The 16,087-nt window shown below is 72.9% G+C and carries 14 protein-coding genes and 2 pseudogenes; 12 read left to right on the top strand and 4 right to left on the bottom strand.

Translation table 11 applies throughout. From position 1 onward, the window contains the following. Positions 1 to 26 precede the first annotated feature (26 nt). The 10 genes and pseudogenes from DEW08_RS23570 (at position 27) to DEW08_RS23535 (ending at position 10,207) form a co-directional block, all read left to right on the top strand. Positions 27 to 841, top strand: a pseudogene (locus DEW08_RS23570) (TrmH family RNA methyltransferase). Next, on the top strand, positions 838 to 3,045 hold the full coding sequence (locus tag DEW08_RS23565; RefSeq protein ID WP_109331844.1) for a helicase-related protein: 2,208 nt from the start codon (positions 838 to 840) through the stop codon (positions 3,043 to 3,045). Before DEW08_RS23570 ends, DEW08_RS23565 begins: the two are co-directional and overlap by 4 nt. A gap of 79 nt (positions 3,046 to 3,124) precedes the next feature. Beyond that, on the top strand, positions 3,125 to 4,072 hold the full coding sequence (locus DEW08_RS23560; protein ID WP_109331834.1) for an aldo/keto reductase: 948 nt from the start codon (positions 3,125 to 3,127) through the stop codon (positions 4,070 to 4,072). Positions 4,073 to 4,591: 519 nt separating this feature from the next. Next, entirely contained in the window at positions 4,592 to 5,947 is a 1,356-nt protein-coding gene (locus tag DEW08_RS23555) for an Nramp family divalent metal transporter (RefSeq protein WP_245986945.1), read from the top strand. A gap of 194 nt (positions 5,948 to 6,141) precedes the next feature. Next, on the top strand, positions 6,142 to 7,143 hold the full coding sequence (locus tag DEW08_RS23550) for an ABC transporter substrate-binding protein (protein WP_245986944.1): 1,002 nt from the start codon (positions 6,142 to 6,144) through the stop codon (positions 7,141 to 7,143). Continuing rightward, positions 7,136 to 8,161 (top strand): ABC transporter permease, encoded by a 1,026-nt coding sequence (locus DEW08_RS32850; RefSeq protein WP_245986943.1) that lies wholly within the window; start codon positions 7,136 to 7,138, stop codon positions 8,159 to 8,161. Before DEW08_RS23550 ends, DEW08_RS32850 begins: the two co-directional genes overlap by 8 nt. Continuing rightward, on the top strand, positions 8,158 to 8,865 hold the full coding sequence (locus tag DEW08_RS32845; RefSeq protein ID WP_245986942.1) for an ABC transporter permease subunit: 708 nt from the start codon (positions 8,158 to 8,160) through the stop codon (positions 8,863 to 8,865). Before DEW08_RS32850 ends, DEW08_RS32845 begins: the two co-directional genes overlap by 4 nt. After that, positions 8,853 to 8,981 carry a hypothetical protein gene (locus DEW08_RS33345; protein WP_281262074.1) on the top strand — a complete coding sequence of 43 codons (129 nt, stop codon included), beginning with the start codon at positions 8,853 to 8,855 and terminating at the stop codon, positions 8,979 to 8,981. The genes DEW08_RS32845 and DEW08_RS33345 overlap by 13 nt, the downstream gene beginning before the upstream one ends. Then, complete coding sequence (locus tag DEW08_RS23540; protein ID WP_168220490.1) at positions 8,978 to 9,928, top strand: MBL fold metallo-hydrolase; 951 nt, start codon at positions 8,978 to 8,980, stop codon at positions 9,926 to 9,928. Before DEW08_RS33345 ends, DEW08_RS23540 begins: the two co-directional genes overlap by 4 nt. 51 nt (positions 9,929 to 9,979) lie before the next feature. Further along, positions 9,980 to 10,207: a SlyX family protein gene (locus DEW08_RS23535; protein WP_109331832.1), complete on the top strand. Its 228-nt coding sequence runs from the start codon at positions 9,980 to 9,982 to the stop codon at positions 10,205 to 10,207. Positions 10,208 to 10,229: 22 nt separating this feature from the next. Here the strand turns inward: DEW08_RS23535 and DEW08_RS23530 are convergent, their stop codons facing one another. Together DEW08_RS23530 and DEW08_RS31340 are read right to left on the bottom strand one after the other, a co-directional pair. Then, positions 10,230 to 11,678: a multicopper oxidase family protein gene (locus tag DEW08_RS23530; RefSeq protein ID WP_109331829.1), complete on the bottom strand. Its 1,449-nt coding sequence runs from the start codon at positions 11,676 to 11,678 to the stop codon at positions 10,230 to 10,232. A 104-nt stretch (positions 11,679 to 11,782) separates the two neighbouring features. Continuing rightward, entirely contained in the window at positions 11,783 to 11,920 is a 138-nt protein-coding gene (locus tag DEW08_RS31340) for a hypothetical protein (RefSeq protein ID WP_168220489.1), read from the bottom strand. Between the two features lie 719 nt (positions 11,921 to 12,639). Between DEW08_RS31340 and DEW08_RS23525 the strand changes: the two genes are divergently transcribed. Further along, positions 12,640 to 12,849 (top strand): hypothetical protein, encoded by a 210-nt coding sequence (locus tag DEW08_RS23525; RefSeq protein ID WP_109331828.1) that lies wholly within the window; start codon positions 12,640 to 12,642, stop codon positions 12,847 to 12,849. A gap of 286 nt (positions 12,850 to 13,135) precedes the next feature. After that, positions 13,136 to 13,717 carry an S-(hydroxymethyl)glutathione synthase gene (gfa, locus tag DEW08_RS23520; protein ID WP_109331827.1) on the top strand — a complete coding sequence of 194 codons (582 nt, stop codon included), beginning with the start codon at positions 13,136 to 13,138 and terminating at the stop codon, positions 13,715 to 13,717. A gap of 22 nt (positions 13,718 to 13,739) precedes the next feature. Here gfa and pbpC read toward each other — a convergent pair whose 3' ends face one another. Together pbpC and DEW08_RS33910 are read right to left on the bottom strand one after the other, a co-directional pair. Continuing rightward, entirely contained in the window at positions 13,740 to 15,782 is a 2,043-nt protein-coding gene (gene pbpC / locus DEW08_RS23515; protein WP_245986941.1) for a penicillin-binding protein 1C, read from the bottom strand. Between the two features lie 205 nt (positions 15,783 to 15,987). Next, positions 15,988 to 16,080, bottom strand: a pseudogene (locus DEW08_RS33910) (hypothetical protein); the annotation flags it as partial. Positions 16,081 to 16,087 lie beyond the last annotated feature (7 nt).

The raw sequence follows: 16,087 nt of genomic DNA, 5'->3' as shown, positions 1-16,087 counted from the left end.
GCCAGCCGTGAAGACGTCCCGCCCCCGTGCCGCAGCTCATCCCCATCGACACCCCCGACGATCCCCGGATCGAGGTCTACCGCGCCGTGCGCGAACGCGACCTCGTGGGGCGCGAGGGGTTGTTCATCGCCGAGGGAGCGGTCGTCCTGCGCACGCTGCTCACCGCCTCCCGCCACAGCCCCGTGTCCCTGCTGCTGGCCGGCAAGCGCGTGGAAGCCCTGCAGCCCCTGCTCGACCGGCTGCCGCCGGAGGTTCCCGTCTATACGGCCGGACAGGCGGTGCTCGACGCCATCGCCGGCTTCCCGCTCCACCGCGGCATCCTGGCGCTCGGCCGGCGGGCGCCGCTGCCCTCCGCGGCGGAGCTTCTCGGCGGGCTCGGCCCGCGGGCGCGGGTGGTCGTGCTGTTCGGCATCGGCAACCACGACAATCTCGGCGGCATCTACCGCAATTGCGCCGCCTTCGGCGCCGATGCCGTGCTGCTCGACCCGCACTGCTGCGACCCGCTCTACCGCAAGGCCATCCGCGTGTCGGTCGGCGCCACGCTGATCGTCCCCACCGCCCGCCTCGCCGCGGGGAGGATGCGCCGACCCTGCTGGAACGGGCGGGCATCGCCCCCTTTGCCCTCAGCCCCTCCGGCGCCGCGACGCTGGCCCGCCTCGCCGTTCCCGACCGTGCCGCCTTCCTCTTCGGGTCGGAGGGGCCGGGCCTGCCCGAGGCGATCCTGGCGCGGACGACCACCGTGCGGATTCCCATGGCCGGCGGTTTCGATTCGCTGAATGTGGCGACCACCTGCGGCATCGTGCTTCACCACGCCGCCGCAGCCTTCGACGAGCCCCGATGACCGACACGCCCGATCCCCATCCGGTCCCGGATCCACATCTGGTTCACGAGATCGCGTCCGCGCACCCGGAAGTGCTGACGCTCGCCGCCGCCGGCCTGACCCGGATCGATCAGGCGGAGGGGCGCGGGCTCGTCCCGCTCGGCCTGCCGCTGCCCAAGGGCAGACGCGACCTTCTGGTGCCCGCCGACCGCCGACCGGCCATCCTGCTGGAGATCGAGGGGCGCATCGACCGCGCCCTGCGCCGCAACGGCCTGCTCGCCCAGGGCCGCCGGGCGCTGGACGGGACCTCCACCACCCTCACCGCCGCCGAGGACCGCACCCGGCTGCGGGTGACGCGCAGCGACGCCCTGCCCTGGCCCGGCTTCGCGCAGCCGATCCGGTTGCAGGTATCCCGCACCGTCGATGCGCTGGAGCTGGCCGACCTGCCGGACGAGGAGCTGACCGGCCGGCTCGACCATGACCCGGCGCTGACCCGGGCGATGGAACAGGCGCTGTCCCGCGTCGCCGCCGCCCTCCACCGCTATGCCGAGGCGGCGGGACAGGCGCAGGACGGCTGGGGCTTCGACAGCCTCGCCGACCGGCTGGCGCGGGCCTCGCGCAACCGCACCGACGCCGACGATCTGCTGGCCCGCTGGGACCGCGAGTACGACCAGTGGCGGCGCGACCGGGCGGAGGCGCGCGGCCGCGCCTATGTCGACCGCCATTTCGACTTCGCCCGGTTCGAGCGGCTGTTCCCGGTCGCCCGCGGCCTGGGGCGCAGGCTGGTCCTGGTGATCGGCCCGACCAACTCCGGCAAGACCCACCATGCCATCGAGGCGCTGAAGGCGGCCCGCGACGGCGTCTATCTCGCCCCGCTGCGCCTGCTGGCGCTGGAGGTGATGGAGCGGCTGAACGCCGAGGGCACCCCCGCCACCCTGGTGACCGGGGAAGAGGAGATCCGCACCCCCGGCGCCCGCCACGTCGCCTCCACCATCGAGCTGATGGACCCCGACCGTCCGGTCGAGGTGGCGGTGATCGACGAGATCCAGATGCTCGCCGACCGCGACCGCGGCTGGGCCTGGACCGCCGCCCTGATGGGCGTGCCGGCCGACACCGTCTACATCCTCGGCGCGCCGGAGGTCCGGCCCCTGGTGGAGCGCGCCGCCGCGCATCTCGGCGAGGCGCTGGAGGTGGTGGAGCTCGGCCGCAAGACGCCGCTGACCCTGCTCGACCGCCGGCTCGACTGGCAGGATGTCGAGCCCGGCGACGCCCTGATCGCCTTCTCCCGGCGCGAGGTGCTGTCGGTGCGCGACACGCTGCTCGCCCGCGGGCTCAGCGTCGCCACCGTCTACGGCGCGCTCGCCCCGGCGGTGCGGCGGCGTGAGGCGGCCCGCTTCCTGTCGGGCGAGGCCGACGTGGTGGTGGCGACCGACGCCATCGGCATGGGCCTGAACCTTCCCTGCCGCCGCGTGCTGTTCACCGCGCTGGAGAAGTACGACGGCAGCGCCGTCCGCCCGCTGACCTCGACGGAGGTGAAGCAGATCGCCGGACGTGCCGGCCGCTTCGGCAAATTCGAGGAGGGCGCCTTCGGCGTCGTCGCCCGCGGAACGCCGGCGGCCCTGCGCACGCTGCTGGAGAAGGCCGACCCGCGCCTGAAGCCCGACGCGCCGCTGTCGGTGCGGCCGACCCGTGCCATGCTGGCCCGCCTCGCCGGCCATGTCGGGACGGACGGCGCCGCGCTGGCCGTCTCCTGCTTCGCCGACGCCCGCACCGCCGGATCGCCCTACCGGCTCGCCGACCTCTCGACGCTCCGCCGGGTGGCCGTCCTGCTCGACGGGCGGCGCCTGACGCTCGACGACCGGCTCGACCTGCTCTTCTCGCCGGTCGATCTCGACGAACCGGCCGACGCCGAGGTCTTTTCCGCCATCCTCGACGCCGTGGAATCGGGGGAGACGCTGCCGCTGGCCCGGCTGGTGCCGGCCCGTCTCGACGGGCTGGAGGCCGACGTGCTGGAGGCGGCGTCGCGCGCCTGCGACCTCTATCACTGGGCGGCGCGCAAGTTCCCGGAACGGCTGCCCGACCGCGACCGCGTGCGCGCCACCCGCGACGCCATCGGGCAGCGGCTGTCCGAGCGTCTGGCCTCGCGCGCCCGGCGGCGCGAGCCGCCGCCCCAGGCCGGGTTCCGCGGTGCCCCCCGCAAGCGCTTCAGTCCGCGGCGGCGCTGAAGGGCAGCCCTTGCCACCGCGCCTGAGGATGTCCATGTGAACCCTTGATTTTCCTTGGATTCCGACGGAGCACCTTCCGATGATGCTGAGAGAGCTGGGCCGATCCGGCCTGCGCATCGCCCCCTTCGCCTTCGGCGGCAACGTCTTCGGCTGGACGGCGGACGAGGCGACCTCGTTCCGGCTGCTCGACGCCTTCGTCGACGCTGGTTTCACCCTGGTCGACACGGCGGACGTCTATTCCCGCTGGGTTCCCGGCCACAGCGGTGGCGAATCCGAAACGATTATCGGCCGCTGGCTCACCCGCTCCGGCAAGCGGAACCGGGTGGTGATCGCCACCAAGGTCGGCATGGAGATGGGGCCGGGTGAGAAGGGCCTCTCCGCCGCCTACATCCGCCGCTCGGTGGAACGCTCGCTGCAGCGGCTGCAGACCGACGTGATCGACCTCTACCAGTCGCACGAGGACGATCCGGCGACCCCGCTGGAGGAGACGCTCGGCGCCTACGCCGACCTGATCCGTGAAGGAAAGCTGCGCGCCATCGGCGCCTCCAACTACAGCGCCACCCGTCTGGCGGAAGCGCTGGAGGTCAGTGCCCGCAACGGCCTGCCGCGCTACGAAACCCTGCAGCCCCGCTACAACCTGTACGACCGTGCCGAATTCGAGGAGGCGTTGCAGCCGCTCTGCCTGCGCGAGGGCATCGGCGTGATCCCCTATTACGGGCTGGCGAGCGGCTTCCTCACCGGCAAGTACCGGACGGAAGCCGACCTGTCCAAAAGCCCGCGCGGCCAGGCCGCCCGCCAGCGGCTGAACGAACGCGGCCTGCGCATCCTCGCCGCGCTGGACGAAGTGGCGGCAGCCCGCCGCTCCACTCCTGCCGCCGTGGCGCTCGCCTGGCTGATGACCCGCCCGTCGATCACCGCCCCGATCGCCAGCGCCACCAGCCTCGACCAATTGCGCGAGCTGACCGCCGCCGCCGCCCTGTCCTTGAGCCAGCCCGACCTCGACCGCCTGGACCGGGCGAGCGCCTGACGGCCCTGCGGATCACCGCAGCCCCGGGGACCGGGCGGACGCCCGGCCTCCGGCATGAGCAGCCGGCATGGGAAGAATGAGGAATGAGCATCGCGGCAGGCCCCCGGTCGCCGGATCCTGCCGCGATCCGTCCCATTGCCTTGTCCGCCCGACGGGGACACGCTACATTAAATGCGAATAGTTATCGTTCGCAGTCCTACGCATGCTCCGCCCGGTCCTTTCCCTCCCCCGCCCCTGCACACCCCGCACGGGGACTCGTCGCCAGTCTGGAAAGCCTCTATATTACTCCGGCTGCGGACTTTCCGCGGCGCCGAAGAACCTTCGACCGCTTCGGTTGTTGTCGTCTGTTGGCAGGGCTCTCCAGTGCAGGCAGGGGATCGATAGGAAGCGCCTATCGCAGTCCACGGATCTTGCGATTGGACGGCCTTGCGCGGCCCTGCCACCCTCACGGTGTTTCCCACCTGCGCGGTGTTCCAGGGCACGGCAAGACCTCCAGCCCCGCCCAACAGGAGATCCGGTGTGACCACCTCCCCAGTCCCGAACGGCCAGACTCCGACCAGCCAGACTCCGACCGGCCAGATGATGAGCGACGCCAAGCCCGTTCCGATCCAGACCACGCCGCTGCAGGGCCTGCCGCAAGGCCGGCATTTCTGGTCGCTGCTGGGGCCGGGCTTCGTGGTGGCGGTCGGCTATGTCGATCCCGGCAACTGGGCCACCGACATCGCCGCGGGCTCGCAGTTCGGCTTCGCCCTGCTGTCCGCGGTGCTGATCGCCTGCATCGCCGGCGTCTTCATCCAGACGCTGATCGTGCGGCTGACGCTGGCGACCGGCCGCGACCTCGCCGCGCTGATCCGCGAGCGCTTCCCCAAGCCGGTCGCCATGGTCGTCTGGGCGGTGTCGGAGCTGGCGATGGTCGCCACCGACCTCGCGGAACTGCTGGGCAGCGCCATCGCGCTGAAGCTGCTGTTCGGCATCCCGATCCTGTGGGGCGTGCTGATCTCCGCCGTGGCGACCTTCGCGATCCTGCTGATGCCGGGCCTGCGCGGCCGGGCACCCGAAATGATCATCAGCGCCCTGATGTGCGTCGTCGTGATCTGCTTCGCGTCGGAGCTGCTCATCACCAAGCCCGACGTCGGCCTGATGGCCGCCGGGCTGGTCCCGACCCTGGAGCTCGCCCGCGATCCGGAGATGCTGTACCTGTCGCTGGGCATCATCGGCGCCACCGTCATGCCGCACAACCTGTTCCTGCATTCCGGTCTGGTGCGGTCGCGGCTGGCTGCCTGCGGCGACGACCTGGACCGCCGCCGCGCCGCCCGCATCCTGACCATCGACCTGGGTGCCGCCCTGGCGCTGGCCGGTCTGGTGAACGGCTCCATCCTGGCGGTCGCCGCCGTCGCCTTCCAGGGTGCCGCCGCGGCCGGCGCCACCCCCGGCATCGAGGACGCCTATGCCCTGCTGGGCTCCAGCATCGGCAGCGGGGCCGCCCTGATCTTCGCGGTCGCCCTGCTGGCCGCCGGCCAGAGCTCCACCGCCACCGGCACCATGGCCGGCCAGATCGTGACCGAGGGCTTCCTCGGCCTGCGCCTGTCGCCGCTGGTCCGCGGCGTCGTCACCCGCAGCGCCGCCCTGGTTCCCGCCCTGGCGATCCTGTGGCATGCCGACGACAGCTCGGTGGACGCGCTGCTGGTGTTCAGCCAGGTGGTGCTGGCCCTGACCCTGCCCTTCATCCTGGTGCCGATGCTGCTGATGCTGCGCAACCGCGACCTGATGGGCGTGCTGGCGATGAACCCGATGACCCTGCGCTTCGCCAGCCTGACCGTCGCCCTGCTGACCGGCCTCTCCGGCTGGCTGGCCGGCACCACCGCCATCGCCTGAAGGGCGACGGCCCGACGGGACGGAACGGGGGAAGGCGGCGGCGCCTTCCTCCGTCGCCGGGACGCGCCATACCGCGCAGCCATGGCGGACCCGATGTACGGGGCTATGCAGAACTGTCACAATCCTCTGCTATGAGATCCGGCAAAGACCAAGGGGCGGGCTCTTTCCGCCGCCGGAACGAGAGGGGAAGTGACATGCGGGGTTGGATGTTCGGCGCGGCGCTCGCCGCCGCCGTTCTCGGCGCTTCGGCGCCCCGGGCGATGGCCCAGCAGGCGGCGCCGTCAGGGACGCTGACGGTCTACACCTCCCAGCCGTCCGACCAGATGGCCGAGGTGATCAAGCTCTTCAACGCCTCCTACCCCGACGTGAAGGTGGAGCTGTTCCGCTCCGGCACGACCGAGGTGATGAACAAGCTCCAGGCCGAATTCGCCGCTGGCGGCGCCAAGGCCGACGTGGTGCTGATCGCCGACGCGGTCGCCGCCTCGCAGCTCAAGAAGGACGGCCGCCTGCAGCCCTATGCCGAGGCCAAGGTCGGCTCGATCCCGAAGTCGCTGGTCGATCCGGACATGAGCTGGTTCGGGACGAAGCTGATCACCACCGGCATCGTCTACAACACCACCCTCGTGAAGGCTCCGCCGAAGTCCTGGAAGGACCTGCTGGCGCCGGAGGCCGCCCGCTCGACCATCATGCCGAGCCCGCTCTATTCCGGGGCCGCCGCCATCCACATCGGCACGCTGGTGCAGCAGCCGGGATTCGGCTGGCCCTATGTCGAGACGCTGGCGAAGAACGGCGCGGTCGCCGGCAAGGGCAACGGCTCGGTCATCGAGGCGGTCGCCCGCGGCGAGAAGGCGTACGGCATCATCATCGACTACATGACCTACAACGCCAAGGCCAAGGGGTCGCCGGTCGACTTCGTCGTCCCGGCGGAAGGCGTCAGCGTCATCTCGCAGCCGGTCGCCATCCTGAAGGGCACCCGCAACCCGGAGGCGGCCAAGGCCTTCGTCGACTGGCAGCTCGGCGAGGCGAGCCAGCGGCAGGCGGTCGCCCAGGGCTACTACCCAGTGATCCCCTCGGTCGAGGCGCCGAAGGGCTATCCGCCCGTCTCCTCCATGACGCTGATGAGCGCCGATCCCGCCGCCATGATGGCCGCGGACGAGGCGATGAAGCAGAAGTTCGCCGAGCTGTTCGGTGGCTGACCAGGCCCTGGCCGAGGGGCGGTTCGGCGGCCGTCCCCTCCGCCCGATGGACGGCGAGCGCATCCTGCTCGCCCTGCTGGCGGTCTATGTCGGCGTCCTCGCCGCGTGGCCGCTGGCGCGCCTGTTCGGGGAGGCGCTGGCCCCCGCCGCCGGCACCCCCTTCGGCCTCGTTTCCCGCGTCTGGAGCAGCCCCGCCACCCAGCGGGCGCTCGCCAACACGCTGGAGGCCGGGCTCGCCGCCACCGCGCTGTCGGTGGTGATCGGCACCGCCGCCGCGCTGCTGGTCGGGCTGACCGACATCCGCGGCAAGGCGGCCGCCGTCTTCCTGCTCCTGCTCCCCCTGCTCGTCCCGCCACAGATCACGGCGCTGGCCTGGATCGAGCTGACCGGCTCGGGCAGCCCGATCCTCGCCCCGCTCGGCCTCGCGCCGGCCCCCGGCACGACCAACCCCCTCTATTCCAGGCTCGGCGTCATCCTGGTGATGGGGGTGGAGCATGCCACCATCGTCTTCCTGGCGGTGCGCGCCGGCATCCGCGGCCTGCCCCGCGACCTCGTGGAGGCGGCACGGGTCGCCGGGTCCGGCCCCGGCCGGGTCGTCGCCACGGTGGTCCTGCCGCTGCTGCGCCCGGCGATCCTCGCCGGGGCGGCGCTGGCCTTCGTTTCGGCCATCGGCAATTTCGGCGTGCCGGCCCTGCTGGGCATCCCCGGCCGCTATCCCATGCTGACGACGCTGATCTACCAGCGGCTGAGCGGCTTCGGACCGCGCGTGCTGGGGGAGGTCGCGGCCCTCGCCCTCATCCTCGCGGCGCTGGCCGCCGCCGGCCTCGCCATCCGGGCGCTGGTCATGCGCAAGGCACGCAGCGTCACCACGCGCAGCGGCCCGGCGCGGCCCTTCGCGCTCGGCCGGGCGCGCCCGTGGGCGGAGGGCGCGCTGTGGACCTTCCTGATCCCGACCGCGGTGCTGCCCCTGCTGGCGCTCGCCGCCTCGTCCCTCACCCCGGCGGTGGGGTGGCCTTGAGCGCCGACAGCCTGACGCTGCAGCACTACCGCTTCGCCCTGCTGGAGCAGGACGCGGTGCGCCGCGCCTTTACCAACAGCCTGTGGCTCGCCGGGGTGACCGCCGCCGTCTCCGCCGCGGTCAGCGTGCCGCTCGCCTATTTCGCCGTGGTGCGGCGCAACCGCCTGGCCCGTGTGGTCGACCTGCTGGCCGATGCCCCCTACGCGGTGCCGGGCATCGTGCTGTCCATCGCGGTGATCCTGGTCTTCCTGCGCCCGCTGCCGCTGCTCGGCGTCAGCCTCTACGGCACCGCGGCGATCATCCTGGCGGCCTATCTGGCGCGATTCCTGACGCTCGCCCTGCGCCCGGCCGCCGCCGGGCTGGAGCCGCTGGACCGCGCGCTGGAGGAAGCCGCGGCCGTCGCCGGGGCCGGGACGCTGCGCCGGCTGGTCGGCATCGTCGGGCCGCTCGCCGCCCCCTCGGCCGCCGCCGGGGCGCTGCTGGTCTTCATGACCGCCTTCCACGAACTGACCGTGTCGATCCTGCTGTGGTCGACGGGGAACGAAACGCTGGGCGTGATGATCTTCACCCTGCATTACGAAGGAAATTCGCCGGCCGCCGCCGCCGTCTCCACCGTCGCGGTGGTGGCGACGCTGGCGCTCGCCGGCCTGATCGGCTGGCTCGGCCGCCGCCTGCCCGAAGGGGTCGTGCCGTGGCGCGCCTGACCGCCGTCTCCGGCGTCGGCGCCAAGGGTCCGGCCTGCTTCCTGGTGGAGGCCGCCGGGCGCCGCCTTCTCCTCGACCTCGGGAGGGGCCGGACGCCGGCCTGCTGCCCGACGTGAGCGGGATCGGCCCGGTCGACGCGTTGCTCGTCAGCCACGGCCATCCCGACCATGTCGGGGCGCTGCATCTCCTGGCGCAGCTCGGCAATCCGCCGGTCTGGGCGACCGAGCCGGTGCTGGCCGGCCTCCCCGCCGGACTCGACCGCCGCATCCTGCCGCCGCAAGGCGCCGTCGAGATCGTGGACGTCGCCGTCGCCACCGGCCGGGCCGGCCACGCGCCGGGCGGCGTCTGGCTGCATCTGGCGGTCGGCGACGGGCTGCTGTACATGGGCGACGTCTGCGTCGAATCGCCGGTCTATGCCTTCGATGCGCCGCCGCGCGCCGGGACGATCATCCTCGACGCCTCCTACGGCATCTACGACGAAGGGATGGGGGCCTGCCGCGAGGGGCTGCTGCCGTTCCTGAGCGGTCCCGCCCTGCTGCCGGTGCCGGCGGGCGGGCGCGGGCCGGAGATCGCGCTGCTGATCCTGTCCATGGGCCGGCCCGCCCCGATGATGGACGACGCGGTGCGCGGCGCCCTCGGCCGGCTGCTCGGCCCCGACGCCGCCTACGTGCGGGACGAGGCGCGCGACGGGCTGGCCCGCCTGTTCGGCGATGCGCCGCCGCCCTCGTCCGGCCCCGACCGCGTGGTGCTCGCCGCCGATGCCAACGCCACCGGCGGCACCGCCGCCGCCCTGGTCGCGGCGTGGGAGGAGCAGCCGGGGCCGCCGATCGTCTTCACCGGATACCGCGCCGCCGGCACGCCGTCGCAGCGGCTGGTGGAGAGCGGCCGGGCGGTCTGGCGCCGCTGGAACGTCCATCCCCGGCTGTCGGACAACGCCGCGCTGGTCCGCTCCACCGGCGCGCGGCAGGTCATCCCCGCCTTCGGCGACGCCCGCCACCTGCCGGTCTGGCGCGAGGCCTTCGCGCCGGCCGCCGTGACGCTCGACAGGACACTCGACCTCTAGCGCCCGATGGTTCAGGGTGCCGCCCCACCGGAACACGCGGACCGAGGACCCATGGCCGACACACCCGACCCCAGCACCGACCAGCGCCTGACGGATCTGGAAATCCGCCTCGCCCACCATGAGAAGATGGCCGAAGAGATGTCCCAGGTCCTGTTCGAGCAGGGCCGGACCATCGACCGCATGGCCCAGCAGATCAAGCGGCTGCGCGACCGGCTGCTCGAACTGGAATCGAGCGCCGCCCGCGCGCCGATCGACGAGCCGCCGCCGCCCCACTACTGACGGGGACTATTGACGGGGCCGCTCACGCATAGCCGTCATAGACGACCTCGGTCATCATCCCCACCGCCATGTGCAACAGGTTGTGGCAGTGGAGCGGCCAGCGGCCGGGATTGTCCGCGTCGAAGGCGATGGTGACGGAGCCGCCGACCGGCACCAGAACCGTGTCGCGCACCGCCCCCGCCAGCGGCGTGCCGTCCAGCCCCACCACCTGGAAATGGTGGCCGTGCAGGTGCATCGGGTGGGCCATGTGGCTCTGGTTCACCATCGTCACCTCCACCCGCTGGCCGGGCGCCACCCGCAGCGGCCGGTGCTCGCCGAACGGCTGGTCGTCGATGGTCCAGACATAGGGCATCATGCCGCCGGTCAGCCGCAGGGTCGCCGTCACGTCGGCCGGCCGGGCGGCGGGCGGCGCCAGCGGCACCAGCCGGCGCTCCAGCGACAGGTCCACCGGGCCGGCGGCGGTTTCCGCCTCGCCCGCCAGCCGGGCCACCGGCGCGCCGGCGCTCGCCAGGACGATGCCGGTGCGCTGCCGCTCCCCCTCGCGGCGGGCGAGGACCGGAAAGGCGCCGCCCTCCGCCGGCAGGCTCAGCAGGATGTCGAGCCGCTGGCCCATCGCCATGCCGAAGCGGCTGCCCTCCACCGGCTCGACCGGCAGGCCGTCCACCGCCACCACCCGCCCGGTCAGCCGGCCGAGCTCGATGTGGAAGGCGGTGCTGGTGGCGCCGTTGATCAGCCGCAGCCGCACGCGCCCGCCCTTCTCGACCCGCACCACCTCCGGATCGTCGAGCGTCCGGTCGTTGGCGAGATAGGCATCGTACTCGACGTCGTTGAGGTCCATCGCCATGCCCTGCGGCATGGCGTGGTTCGGCGTCCCGTGCCCCGGCATGGCATGACCGCCCCCATGACCGCCCCCGTGAGCACCATGCGCCATCATGCCGCCGGTCAGCGCCCCCAGCACCTCGGCCGGATCGCGGAAGGTGAAGTCGTGCAGCAGGACCGTCACCTCCTGCAGGTCGGCGCGGATATCCTCCTCGCTCCGCACCACCAGCGGGGCGGCCATCAGCAACTGTTCCTGCAGCCCGAAATGGGAGTGCATCCAGTGGGTGCCCGGCTGTGCCGCGAAGTCGTAGAGCTGCTCCGCCCCGTCCGGCAGCGTCGGCCGGTTGCGGTCGGCGACGCCGTCCTGCACGTAGGGGGGCCGCTGGCCGTGCCAGTGGATGATCGCCTCCTCCCCCGACCGGTTGGCCAGGGAGACCAGGAAGCGCCGCCCCGGCTCCAGCGTCAGGCCGGAGGTGCCGTCGGGCTGGCGGATGCCGAAGACGCGGGCCGCCCGGCCCTTCACCTCCAGCGTCCGGCGCTCGATGGCGAGCGGGCGCGGCGCAGGCGGTGCGGCAGGCAGGCCCCCGGGCAGGGCGGGAACGAGAAGGGCGGCCCCGGCGGTGCCGAGGAACTGGCGTCGGGAAATCGTCATGATGCGCGATCCGTCGATGGGTGTGCCTGAAGGCCCGCGGCGCCGGACCGGCGCCCGGCGGGCATGCGGATGCTCCGGCGACGGACGGACCCCGTCCGCGCCGGTCAGGCGGTCGCGCGTGGTGGTCGGAGCGCGGGCGGCACGCCCAGCCCTTCCGCCAGCCGTTCGGCCGGCAGCGGCAGCTTGCGCCCGGCGGCGCTCGGCCAGGGCAGGCCGTCGGACGCCGGCAGACCGGCATGCATGATCAGGCAGGCGACGCCGCTGCAGCAGAGGGGCGGACCGCCGCCGTGATGCCGCGGCGGCCCATGATCGGATCGGCCAGCCGCCAAGACGCCCGATGCGGACACGCCCAATGCGGCCACGGCAGCCGGTCCGGACACGGCGGAGTGCGAAGCGACGCCCGGTACCTGCGGCGCACCGTGCCCCCATGCCATCCGGAACGGTGCCCGTCCATGGCCGCGGCCGGCGCACCACCACCCAGCAGCATCCCGGCGAGCAGCAGAACGGCCACGAGCACCCAGCCCGCGCCGCCATGCCGTCCTTGCCTGTTCCTGCCAGCCGTCATGTGCTGGAGATAAGGCGGCCTCCCCGCCGGGTCAATCAGCCTCTCCGCCTCGCACGCATCGCCAGCGGGAAGCCGAACCATGGCGATGGGATCAGCGCAAGCAGCGCCCCGGCTCCGCCGGCCGTGCCGACCGGCACCTGCGTGCCCAGCACCATGACGCGGCCTCGTTCAGCACCGTCGCGACCACCGTTGGCGAGCCGTCCGTCCCCGCCCTGCTCCCGTCCCCGTTGCCCGTCACGGCGATGCACTCGGCAGCCGGGCGGTCGGTTCGGCAGCGGCGCCGGGACCGCTGCGGCGGAGCCGCCTCTCAATGGGAGTAGTCACGCAGGCGAGCATCAAACTGCAACATCGCGTTCCTATAGTCCGGGCCAGTCGAAACAACGGGTCTCCAAGGTCATGATCGCCTCCGTCCGTCCGGGCCGGACTCTGCACTGCACCTGCTGCGGCCGCCCCTTCGCCCGCCCGTCCAACCGCGGACCGGCCCCGCTCTACTGCTCCAGCGACTGCCGCAAGCAGATGCGGGTGCGCCTGCGGATGTGGAGCGATGCGTCCGGCGGCCGTCGCGCCATGGCGGGCAAGCGCACGGATCTGCTCCGCGCCTCCTGACCTTCCGCCCTATCCGCTTGATCGGTCGTATTCCGTCTCCCCCACAGTCCGAATGATCAACGGCCCGTCCCTTCCAGATAATGGAACGGCCGGCGAAGCTGTGCGACGCTGACCGGATCGATCCGCGTCCAATCCGCTGAAGACAAGCCCGGCGCAGGCCTGCGCCGGACCGCACCGTCATTGCCTCGGCGACCGAACGGGACCTGCAGGAAAGCAGGCAGCATAACAAGGACATGCGGGATGACGTGATCGTATCGCCACCCAATGATCGGGAGGAAACGTCACCATGAACGACCAGACCATCCGGATTCACCCGTCGGTCGACACCGGCATCCGGCACGGCGACCCCGCCTTCGCCGGAGGCCGCCTGCACTGCAACTGCGCCGAGAACCCGGTGGAGATCACCATCACCGGCAACACCGCGCACAACCATGTCTGCGGCTGCACCAAGTGCTGGAAGCCGTCCGGGGCCCTGTTCTCCATGGTCGCGGTGGTGCCGCGGGACAATCTCCAGGTGACGGCGAACGGCGACAAGCTGCGCGTCGTCGATCCCGCGGCGACGATCCAGCGTCATGCCTGCCGCGACTGCGGCGTCCATATGTTCGGCCGGATCGAGAACAAGGACCATCCCTTCTATGGGCTGGACTTCGTCCACACCGAACTGTCGGACGAAGAGGGGTGGAGCGCCCCGGAATTCGCCGCCTTCGTCTCCTCCATCATCGAATCCGGCGCCTCGCCGGACATGATGCCGGCGGTCCGCGCCCGCCTGCGCGAGTTGGGGCTGGAGCCCTACGACTGCCTGTCGCCGCCCCTGATGGACCTGATCGCCGCCCATGTGGCGAAGAGCCGGTCCGCGATGGCGGCCTGACGGCCGGCACCGGCCGTTCCGCTCACCGGATCTCGACCGTCGCGCTGTCGCTTCGGCCGTCGGCGTCCAGCACCGTGATCCGCACGGTGCCGGCGCCGTCCGGGCGCCATTCGACGTCGCGTCGGATCGGCGTCACCGCCACCCGCCGCCCGTCGACCAGCCAGGACAGCGGGCGCCGGCCGCCGGTCGCCGACAGGGTCAGCGGATCGCCCTGCCCGTCCGGCCCCAGCGCCTCCAGCACCATGTCGTTCGACGGGAAGACCAGCCGCAGCCGGTCGGGCTGGCGCGGCCCGGCGGCCAGCGTCGGGTCCCCGGCGTTCAGCCGGCGCAGCAGCACCGGCGGCGCATTGCCGGCGGCCAGCGGTCCGGCCGGCCGGCCGCGGTCGCGCGGCAGCAGGTCGTAGACGCGGTAGAGCAGCGGGGCCGCCGTGTTGCGGCCATAGCGGTCGGGGCTCGGCGTTCCGTCGGGACGGCCGACCCAGACGCCGACCGTGAAACGCTCCGTCACCCCGAAGGCCCAGGCGTCGCGGAAGCCGAAGCTGGTCCCCGTCTTCAGCGCGATGGGGCCGAGCGCCTGCTGCCCCTGGTCCTGCACCACGCCGGCCGGCGGCGGCGCCCCCTCCAGGATCGCCCGCACCTGCTGCGCGGCCGCCGAGGAGAGCAGCCGGACCTCCTCCCCCTCTTGCGCTTTTCCCTCCGCCGCCGGGTCGGCACGCAGGGGCGCGACGAGGCCGTCGCGCGCCAGCCCGGCATAGAGCGTCGCCATGTCCAGCAGGCTGATCGAGGCACCGCCGAGCGCCACCGGAAGGCCCGGCTGCGTCGTGCCCGGCGGCATCACCAGCGTGACGCCCGCCCGCCGCAGCGCCTCGGCGAAGCGCACCGGTCCCACGCGGTCCAGCACCAGCACCGCCGGCACGTTCAGCGAGCGCTGCAGCGCCTCGGCGATCGTCAGGTCGCCGCTGAAACCGCGGTCGAAGTTGCGCGGCGCATAGTCGCCGAAGCGGGTGGAGACGTCGGCGACCTGGGTCAGCGGGTGGATCACCCCGTCGTCGAAGCCCAACCCGTAGATGAAGGGCTTCAGCGCCGACCCCGGCGAGCGGACGGCCCGCACCATGTCGATGGGTCCCTGCCGCCGCTCGTCGAGGAAATCCGGGCTGCCGACCCAGGCGAGGATCCGGCGGGTCCGGTTGTCCACCACCAGGACGGCGATCCCCGCCCGCTCGTGCAGCGTCTCGACCTCGCGCCGGGCCAGCAGCTCGACGGAGCGCTGCAGGCCGCCGTCGAGGGTGGTCGCCACCAGCGGAGCGCCGGGATGCGCCGCGCGCAGCAGGTCTGCCAGATGCGGGGCGGAGGCCGGCAGCGCCAGCTTGCCCGCCGGCACCGGCTCCTGCTTCGCCTCCTGCGCGGCGCGCGGGGAGAGCGCACCGGCCAGCACGGCGCGGTCGAGAACCTTGTCGCGCGCCGCCCGCGCCCGCTCGGCCGCCCGGTCGGGCCGCAGCAGCGACGGCGCCTGCGGCAGGGCGACCAGCAGCGCCGCCTCCGCCGGGGTCAGCTCCTTCGGCGGCTTGCCGAACAGGGTCAGCGAGGCGGCCCGGATGCCCTCGACATTGCCGCCATAGGGCGCCAGCGTCAGGTACATGCCGAGGATCGCCTGCTTGTCGTAGCGCCATTCGAGCTGGGCCGCCCGCGCCATCTCGATCAGCTTCGACCGCAGGGTGCGCGGCCGCGGCTCCAGCAGGCGGGCGACCTGCATCGTCAGGGTCGAGGCGCCGGAGACGACATGCCCCGCCGTCAGGTTCTGCCCCGCCGCCCGCAGCACGGCCAGCGGATCGACGCCGGGATGGTCGTTGAAGCGGCGGTCCTCGTAGGCCAGCAGCAGATCGACGAACAGCGGCGCCACCTGCTCCGCCGCCGCCGGCAGCCGCCACGCCCCCGCCCGGTTGGTGAAGACCCGCAGCGGTTCCCCCGTCCGGTCGGTGACGGTCACCGACAGATCCTGCAACCGCTGCAGCGGCGGCGGGAACAGCAGGTCCAGGGTGAGGAGGCCGCCGGCAAGCAGCCCCACCCCTGCGGCGGCGCCCGCCAGCAGCCTGCGCCAACGTCGCCTGCTCCCGTCCCCGCGGGGGGAGGGGCGTGCCCTCGCCCCCGCTCCCCGGTCATTGTGCCGGCTTCACCGCGATCCGCCCGGCGGCCTGGCGGGCGAAGAAGCGCGGCTTGTACATGTCCTCGACCGCAGCGCCCGGCAGCTCGTAGCTGCCCGGCGTCACCGCCCGGACCAGGAAGGCCAGCTTGAAGGTCTGCGGTCCGTCCTCCGCGATGTCGAGCGCCGCGGTGAAGCGGTCGTCGCGCGATTCGAAGCTGATCGGGGCG

This window comes from Azospirillum thermophilum (genome assembly GCF_003130795.1).
Lineage (GTDB): Bacteria > Pseudomonadota > Alphaproteobacteria > Azospirillales > Azospirillaceae > Azospirillum > Azospirillum thermophilum.
This window is presented reverse-complemented; position numbering and strand designations above follow the sequence as displayed.

Coding starts and splice junctions, on each gene's coding strand:
- DEW08_RS23550 (WP_245986944.1), top strand. CDS start 6,142: ATGCGGGGTTGGATGTTCGGCGCGGCGCTCGCCGCCGCCGTTCTCGGC.
- DEW08_RS23530 (WP_109331829.1), bottom strand. CDS start 11,678: ATGACGATTTCCCGACGCCAGTTCCTCGGCACCGCCGGGGCCGCCCTT.
- DEW08_RS23535 (WP_109331832.1), top strand. CDS start 9,980: ATGGCCGACACACCCGACCCCAGCACCGACCAGCGCCTGACGGATCTG.
- DEW08_RS23560 (WP_109331834.1), top strand. CDS start 3,125: ATGATGCTGAGAGAGCTGGGCCGATCCGGCCTGCGCATCGCCCCCTTC.
- DEW08_RS23525 (WP_109331828.1), top strand. CDS start 12,640: ATGATCGCCTCCGTCCGTCCGGGCCGGACTCTGCACTGCACCTGCTGC.
- DEW08_RS23565 (WP_109331844.1), top strand. CDS start 838: ATGACCGACACGCCCGATCCCCATCCGGTCCCGGATCCACATCTGGTT.
- DEW08_RS31340 (WP_168220489.1), bottom strand. CDS start 11,920: ATGCATGCCGGTCTGCCGGCGTCCGACGGCCTGCCCTGGCCGAGCGCC.
- gfa (WP_109331827.1), top strand. CDS start 13,136: ATGAACGACCAGACCATCCGGATTCACCCGTCGGTCGACACCGGCATC.